The 8,019-nt window shown below is 72.7% G+C and carries 6 protein-coding genes; 3 read left to right on the forward strand and 3 right to left on the reverse strand.

Translation table 11 applies throughout. The annotated features are described in order from the left end of the window. The 3 genes from DQW06_RS01245 to DQW06_RS01255 all read left to right on the forward strand — a co-directional run. The coding region (locus DQW06_RS01245; protein ID WP_370449038.1) for an ABC transporter permease at positions 1–806 on the forward strand (806 nt) is incomplete at its 5' end. Positions 807–1,220: 414 nt separating this feature from the next. Continuing rightward, positions 1,221–2,852, forward strand: a complete 1,632-nt coding sequence (gene groL / locus DQW06_RS01250) for a chaperonin GroEL (RefSeq protein ID WP_013155198.1) — start codon at positions 1,221–1,223, stop codon at positions 2,850–2,852. Positions 2,853–3,106: 254 nt separating this feature from the next. Then, the gene (locus tag DQW06_RS01255) at positions 3,107–3,688 is read left to right on the forward strand and encodes a Uma2 family endonuclease (RefSeq protein ID WP_370449039.1); all 582 of its coding nucleotides are present in this window, start codon (positions 3,107–3,109) and stop codon (positions 3,686–3,688) included. Between the two features lie 167 nt (positions 3,689–3,855). Here DQW06_RS01255 and DQW06_RS01260 read toward each other — a convergent pair whose 3' ends face one another. The 3 genes from DQW06_RS01260 to DQW06_RS01270 form a co-directional block, all read right to left on the reverse strand. Beyond that, on the reverse strand, positions 3,856–5,796 hold the full coding sequence (locus DQW06_RS01260; protein WP_117197810.1) for an ABC transporter ATP-binding protein: 1,941 nt from the start codon (positions 5,794–5,796) through the stop codon (positions 3,856–3,858). Beyond that, positions 5,793–7,535, reverse strand: a complete 1,743-nt coding sequence (locus tag DQW06_RS01265) for an ABC transporter ATP-binding protein (RefSeq protein ID WP_013155196.1) — start codon at positions 7,533–7,535, stop codon at positions 5,793–5,795. The genes DQW06_RS01260 and DQW06_RS01265 overlap by 4 nt, the downstream gene beginning before the upstream one ends. Positions 7,536–7,610: 75 nt before the next feature. Then, positions 7,611–8,019 (reverse strand): NUDIX domain-containing protein (locus tag DQW06_RS01270; protein ID WP_232832936.1); only part of this gene is annotated, 409 nt, incomplete at its 5' end.

The following is an 8,019-nucleotide window of genomic DNA, read 5'->3' on the forward strand; positions in this document are numbered from 1 at the left end:
GAAGAACAGCATCGGCGGCCGGGGCGGAGACGGCCGGGGCGCCCGCGGCGCGGGGGCCGGGCCTGGTGCGCGACACCGTGACCGTCTTCGCCCGCCAGATGCGGCCGTTCCTGCACCGGCCGCCGATGCTGTTCTTCGGCATGCTGCAACCGGTGCTGTACCTGGTGCTGTTCGCGCCCCTGCTGACGGGGCTGGCCGGCGCCGAGGGGCAGGACCCGTGGCAGTGGTTCGTCCCCGGCCTGCTGGTGATGCTCGGCCTGTTCACGGCCGGGTTCGCCGGGTTCGGGCTGCTGCCGGAGATGTCCTCCGGAGCGCACGAGCGGCTGCTGGCCACCCCGGTGAGCCGGGTGTCGCTGCTGCTGGGGCGGGTCCTGCGCGACGTGGTGATGATGCTGGCGCAGATGGTGCTCATCCTCGTGCTGGTGGTGCCGCTCGGGTTCGAGGCGTCGCTGGCGGGAGCCGTCGTGGGGCTGCTCCTGCTCGCCGTCCTGGGCGCCGGGCTGGCCACGCTGTCCTACCTGGCGGCCCTGGCGGTCAAGCAGACCTACGTGTTCGCGCCCATCGTGCAGACGCTGATCATGCCGCTGATGCTGCTGTCCGGCGTGCTGCTGCCGATGGAGCTGGCGCCGCCGTGGCTTTACGCGCTCTCGCGGGCCAACCCGGTGGCCTACGTGGTGGACGCCGAGCGCGCCCTGTTCGCCGGGCAGTGGGACGCCTCGGTCGCCCTCGGCTGGGCCGTGGCGGTGGTGCTGGCGGTCGCCGCGCTGGCCGGGGGGTCGCGGGCGATGCGCCGCCTCAGCTCCTGACCGGGGCGCCGCTGTCGGGGTCGGGCCGGGGTCCGTCCGGAGCCGGGGGCGAAGCCCGGCCGGGGGCGGTGGAGCAGGGTCGGAGCGGGAGCGGAGCCGCGCGCCGGGAGAGGTGGGAACCGGTGCGCGGCTCCGTCCGCTCAGCGCGGAAAACCCGCATGTCATACGGTGTTTATGCAGGTAGATGCGGAAATGCCGGGATGGGAAATCGTGACCACATCGTTTGCACTCGCCGGGGTCGAGTGCTAAAAAGGGAACTGGTTAGCACTCGCCTTCACTGAGTGCTAACCGGATCGAGGCTGCGAGATCGCGGCTCCCGGCAGCAGGGTTGCCGGGAGGTTCCGCGGTCGTCCGTCGCGGGCGCATGCCTCGTCCCATCGCGTATCAGCCCGGTCACGGGAGGACAAGAACTCAATGGCAGCCAAACTGATCGCGTTCGACGAGGAGGCCCGTCGCGGCCTTGAGCGCGGCATGAACCAGCTCGCTGACGCCGTCAAGGTCACGCTCGGCCCCAAGGGCCGCAACGTCGTCCTGGAGAAGAAGTGGGGCGCCCCCACGATCACCAACGACGGTGTCTCCATCGCCAAGGAGATCGAGCTCGAGGACCCGTGGGAGAAGATCGGGGCCGAGCTGGTCAAGGAGGTCGCCAAGAAGACCGACGACGTCGCGGGTGACGGCACCACCACCGCCACCGTGCTCGCCCAGGCGCTCGTTCGCGAGGGCCTGCGCAACGTCGCCGCCGGCGCCAACCCGATCAGCCTCAAGCGCGGCATCGAGTCCGCCGTCGCGCGCATCAACGAGGAGCTCGGCAACCTCTCCAAGGACATCGAGACCAAGGAGCAGATCGCCTCCACCGCCTCGATCTCCGCCGGCGACCCCCAGATCGGCGAGACCATCGCCGAGGCCATGGACAAGGTCGGCAAGGAAGGCGTCATCACGGTCGAGGAGGGCCAGACCTTCGGGCTGGAGCTCGAGCTCGCCGAGGGCATGCGCTTCGACAAGGGCTACATCTCGCCCTACTTCGCCACCGACCTGGAGCGCATGGAGACGGTCCTCGAGGACCCCTACATCCTCATCGTCAACTCCAAGATCTCGAACAACAACGAGTTCCTGCCGGTTGTCGAGAAGGTCCTCCAGGCCGGCCGCCCGCTGGTCGTCATCGCCGAGGACCTGGAGGGCGGCGCCCTCCAGACGCTGGTCGTCAACAAGATCCGCGGCACCTTCAAGTCCGTCGCCGTCAAGGCCCCGGGCTTCGGCGACCGCCGCAAGGCCCAGCTCGGCGACATCGCCGTGCTGACCGGCGGCCAGGTCATCACCGAGGAGGTCGGCCTCAAGCTGGAGAGCACCGAGCTCGACATGCTCGGCCGCGCCCGCAAGGTCGTCGTCACCAAGGACGAGACCACCATCGTGGACGGCGCCGGTGACGCCACCGCGATCGCCGGTCGCGTGAACGAGATCCGCAACGAGATCGAGCGCACCGACTCCGACTACGACCGCGAGAAGCTCCAGGAGCGTCTCGCCCGCCTGGCCGGCGGCGTGGCCGTCATCAAGGCCGGTGCCGCCACCGAGGTGGAGCTCAAGGAGCGCAAGCACCGCATCGAGGACGCCGTCCGCAACGCCAAGGCCGCGGTCGAGGAGGGCATCCTGCCCGGCGGTGGTGTCGCTCTGCTCCAGGCCAGCGTCCCGGCCTTCGAGAAGCTGGAGCTGGAGGGCGACGAGGCCATCGGCGCCGACATCGTGCGCCGCGCCATCGCCGAGCCGCTCAAGCAGATCGCGATCAACGCCGGCCTCGAGGGCGGCGTCGTGGCGGAGAAGGTCAAGAACCTGGAGCCCGGGTTCGGCCTGAACGCCGCCACCGGCGAGTACACCGACCTGTTCAAGGACGGCGTCATCGACCCGACCAAGGTCACCCGCTCGGCTCTGCAGAACGCGGCTTCCATCGCCGGTCTGTTCCTGACCACCGAGGCCGTCATCGCCGAGAAGCCGGAGAAGGCCGCCGCTCCCGCCGGCGACCCGACCGGTGGCATGGGCGGCATGGACTTCTAGTAGGTCCGTGAGACCTCGGGCCCCCGGGCCCGCAGGTGTCTGAGGTCCGGATACGCGACCTCGCCCGCGACGACCGGGCGGCCCCTTCGGGGGTCGCCCGGTTTCGCCTTTTCCGGGGTGAGGCACGGCGCTCTTCCTCGTGCTAAGCCGGGTTGTTCCGCGAAGCGTCGGACGGACGCGGGCGCGGAGTCCTACGCTTCCGGTATGAAGGCACGAGTTGGAGGAGCCCGGCCACGACGGAAGCCGCCCCGGCGGTGGGGCTGTCGCGGTGGAACTACCTGCTGGGCATCTGGCGAGAGCTGGACGTGCCCGACGGTTGGCGGGCGGAGATCCTCGATGAGGACAGCATTCGGCTCGTGGCGCCCCCGTCCATGCCCCACAACGTCATCGCGTCCCGGGTGAGCCGGTCGTTGTTCGCCACCATCCCCGATGACCGGGGTGTCTACCAGGTCCTCGGAATTCAGTTGCCAGCGGTCGAGCAGTTGTACATGCCTGATCTGGTCGTCATGTCCGAGCACGTTCTCCCCGACCCCTCCTGGACCCCCTGCCCGGCGGACGAGGCGGAACTGGTGGTCGAGATCGTCTCCCGGAGCAGCAGGGACACCGACCGCAGGAAGAAGCTGTGGGGTTACGCGCACGCGCCGGTCCCGCTCTACCTGCTGATCGACGCCTGGGACGAGGCGGGGCCGTCGGTCACCCTCTACGAGCAGCCCGGCAACGGCCGCTACATCCACGCCACGACCGTGGACTTCGGCGCGAAGATTCGGCTGCCGGAGCCCTTCGACGTCGATTTGGACACGTCCAGGTTCCCCGGCCCCGACCAGTGGCCTTCCTGACCCGGGCGCGGACGCAGCGGCGGCCCGGGGGCGTACGCCCGCCGGGTTCCGGCTCCGGCCAGCGGTACTCCCGAGGGCGCGGACCGCGTCCTCAGCCGCGCAGAAGGCCTCCAGGCCCAGCGCCAGCGGCACCCCCGAGCACGCGGGCGGCAGCGGCCCGAGGCCCCTCAGTCCTCGCCGTGCCAGGCCCGCCACAGGTCGGCGTAGGAGCCGCCGCGGGCCAGCAACTCGTCGTGGCTGCCCAGCTCGCTGATCCGGCCGTCCTCCACCACCGCGATCCGGTCGGCGTCGTGCGCGGTGTGCAGCCGGTGCGCGATGGCCACCACCGTGCGCCCCGACAGCACCCCCGCCAGCGAGCGTTCCAGGTGGCGGGCCGAACGCGGGTCCATCAGGGACGTGGCCTCGTCCAGCACCAGCACGTCGGGGTCGGCCAGCACCACGCGGGCCAGGGCCAGCTGCTGCACGTGCGCCGGGTCCAGCGGGGCGTGGCCCGACCCCACCCGCGTGCCCAGCCCCTCCGGCAGCGCGCGCACCCAGGGCTCGGCGTCCACGGCGGCCAGCGCCTCCCACAGGCGCTCCTCGTCCACCTCGGCCGCGCCCTCGGGCCGGTCCAGCGCCAACGCCAGGTTCTCGGCGATCGTGCCCCGGAACATGTGGCTCTCCTGGCTCAGCAGGATCGCCCGCGCGCGCCGTTCCTCGGGAGGCAGGCCCGACACCGGCGCACCGCTCACGCGGACGGCGCCCGAGGTGGGCGGGTGCACGCCCGCGATCAGCTTGCCCAGGGTCGACTTGCCCGCGCCGCTCGGACCCACCACGGCCAGGCGTTCACCGGGCGCCAGCACCAGGTCGACGCCGTGCAGGACCTCCGCGTCGGTGTAGGCGAAGCGCACGTCCTCCACCCGCACCTCGCCGGGCCGGGCGGTCCCGGCCGCGTCCGCCGCGGAGCGCGCCCTCCCCTCCGGTTCCCCGGCCAGCTCCACGCCCAGCAGCCTGCGCATGCTCGTGAAGCCCATCATCAGGCTGTCCACCTGGTCCAGCAACTGGTCCAGGGGCCGCGCCATCTGCCTGCTGAGGAAGACCGCGGTGGCGATCCCGCCCAGGCTCAGCGCTCCGTCGGCGTACAGCAGGCCAGCCACCAGGAAGGTCAGCGCGATCGGGAACATGTACCCGAACTCCAGCGGCGGGTACCAGACGCAGCGCAGCCACAGCGTGTACCGCTCCGCCGCGTAGGCCCGCCCCACCCTTTGTTCGTTGAGCGCGATCCGCCGGGCCTGGCGTCCCAGCGACTCGATGGTGTGCGCGCCCTCCACGGTGTCGGTCACGCTCTGGGTCAGCTCCGAGTAGGTGCCCAGCTCGCGCACGTACCCGTCCGGGGCCCTGCGCGCGTACCAGCGCGTGGACAGCCACAGCACGGGCGCCGACGGCAGCCACGCCAGCAGCAGGAGAGGGTGCAGGACGATGAGCGCCGTGGTGACGACCACCAGGGTCACCGTGCTCACCGCCATCACCGGCACCGAAACGCGCACGGTGTGGCTCAGGTGGCCGATGTCGCGGCCGGTGCGCGCCACGAGGTCGCCCGTGCCCGCCCGCTCCACCACTCCCATCGGGAGCCGGAGCACCGCGCGCACGAACTCCTCGCGCAGCTCGGCCAGCACGCTCTCGCCGAACCGGATCGAGGCCGCCACGGAGGCCAGGGTGAACCCGGCGTGCAGCACCAGCGCCGCGACGATGAGCCAGGCGAGCACGTCGACGCGCGAGGCCGCCTGCTCCGAGGCCGCGGACGGCGCCCCCTCGGCGCGCACGGTGTCGATGATCAGACCCAGGATCCAGGGCGAGGCCAGCGCCGTGAGCGCGGCCGTCCCGTACAGCAGGACGACGACGGCGAGCAGCCGTCCGTGCTCGCGCCCGGCACGGCGCAGCCGCCGCCACACGGCAGCGACCGGCGCGATCGGCAGTCCCGCCGCGCGGTGCTCCGCGGGAGCGGCGGACGCGGCGGGATCGGCGGGCGCTCCGGGTGCGCGGGCCGCCTCGGGCGCTCGGGGCGTTTCGAACACTCCGGACGCCTGCGGCGGGCCGAGGGTCTCGGCGTTGTCGGCGGCCCGGGTCATGGCTTCCCCTCCGTGGGAACGGCGCGCAGGACGGTGGCGGCGTAGTTCGGGCACTCGGCGAGGAGGGCGCGGTGGGTCCCCTCGGCCGTGAGGCGGCCCTCCTCGACGAACTGCACGTGGTCGGTGTGGTCGAGCAGCAGGGGGCTGGTGGTGACCAGGCCGGTCGTGCGCCCCGCCCGCTCGGCGGGCAGCCCGGCGGCGATCGCGGCCTCGGAGTGGGCGTCCACGGCGGAGGCGGGCTCCACCAGGATCAGGATCTCCGGCTCCAGGGCCAGGGCGCGGGCCAGGCGCAGGCGCTGCTGCTGGCCGCCGGAGTACTCGCGGCCGCGCTCGGTCAGCAGCGCGTCCAGTCCGGCGGCGGACTGGCGCACCACGTCGTCGGCGTGCGCGGCGCGCACGACCTCGGCCAGGCGTTCGTCGGAGATCCCCTGGTCCGGGGACAGTTCACCGCGCAGGGTTCCGGAGAACAGATGCGCGTCGTTGGCGGCCACCAGGACGCGGCGGCGCACCCGGGACCGGGGCAGGTCGCGCAGGCGCACGGTCCGGCCCGTGGCCGTCTCGACCAGTGCGGCGTGCGCGCCCTCCTCGTCCCGGTAGCGCCCCAGGCGTTCGGTGATGGCGGTGGCGTCGGCGGGGTCGGCGCAGACCACGCCGGTGGTGCGGTGCGCGGCGAGGGTCACTCCGCTGCCCGGGTCGTGCAGGTCGCAGGGGCCGGCCGGTTCCGGCTCGGGGCGCTCGGGGTCGGGGTGGTCGTGCTCCAGGCGCAGCACGCGCACCACGCGACCGGCGGCCACCCGGGCCGAGACGTACATGGACAGGGAACGCATCAGGTGGCGCACGGCCATGGAGAGCGTTCCGGCGTAGCCGTAGAACGCGACGAGCTGGCCGACGGTGATCTCCCCGGTCAGGGCCAGGCGCGCGCCGTACCAGACGATGCCCACGAGGAGGAGGCCCGGGAGGAGCTCGCGCACGGCGTTGAGGGCGGCGTCCACCCAGCCCACGCGCATGGCGGCGGAGCGGACCCCCTGGGAGGCGGTGCGGTAGCGGTGGTCCACGGTGCGCTCGCCGCCCACGCCCCGGAGCACGCGCAGGCCCGCGACCAGGTCGGTGGCCAGGGTGGTGAGTTCGGCCTGCCGGTCGCGCTGGTGCTCCTGGCGGCGGGAGAACAGGTTCAGCAGGGGGACCATCCCCGCCATGATGAGCGGGACCGACACCAGGACGATGACGCCGAAGGCGACGTGCGAGGTGAGCATGAGGGCGCTGACCGCGGCCACCGTCACGAAGACGGCCAGGAGCTGGCCCACCGTCTCGTAGAAGTCGCCGACGCGGTCGATGTCCTCGGTGCCCACGGCCACCACCTCGCCGGAGGGCAGACGCCGGGTGAGCGTGGGGCCCATGCGCACGGAATGGTTGGTGACCACCTGGATCGTGCGGTAGGCGGACGCGTACCAGCTGAAGCAGTCGGCCCGGTGGGAGAGGGGGACGAGTGCGACGGAGACCGCGACGAGGGCGCTGAGGACGCCGAACCAGCCGAGGAGGGCGTCCGGGTCGCCTCGGGTGACCCCGGAGTCGAGGGCGGCGCCGAGCGCGGCGGAGATGAGCACGCCGGTGAGCATGAAGGCGCCCGTGGTGGTCCCGGCCCACAGCAGTGAGCGGCACTCCTTCCGGGCGAGCCACCACAGGAACCGGTCGGCCGAACGGCGTTCGGGAACGCCGGTGGGCTGGGGAAGTGTCCGCACAGTATCCGGACTGTAACCAGCGGGGAGGGGCGCGGGCCACCCATTTTTCCGGGGCTGGGAGGGGCCGGGCCCGGATCAGACGACGGTGCCCTCGGCATGGAGGAGTTCGATGAGGCGGCGCACCGCCGGGGCGCAGCGCCCGCGGTCGGCGAAGCCGATCCACGCCAGTTCGGCGATCTCGTTGTCCGCCGAGATCTCGCCGTCGTACTCGGCGGTGTGGCACGACAGGCGCACACGGGTGCCCGGGCCCTGGGCGTGGGCGGCCTCGTCGATCACCGCTATCCGGCGGACGGTGTCCGGCCGCAGCACGACGCTGACCTCCTCCAGCGCCTCGCGGGCCACCGCGGCCTCGTCGCTCTCCCCGGGCTCGCGCTTGCCCCCGGGCAGGTAGAACAGGTCCACTCCGTCGGTGCGGACGCACAGCAGGCGCCCCTCGCGGACGTGGACCCAGGCCAGGGCGTCGATGACGGCGGGGGAGGAGGGC

Source organism: Nocardiopsis sp. TNDT3, from assembly GCF_003427465.1.
Lineage (GTDB): Bacteria > Actinomycetota > Actinomycetes > Streptosporangiales > Streptosporangiaceae > Nocardiopsis > Nocardiopsis dassonvillei.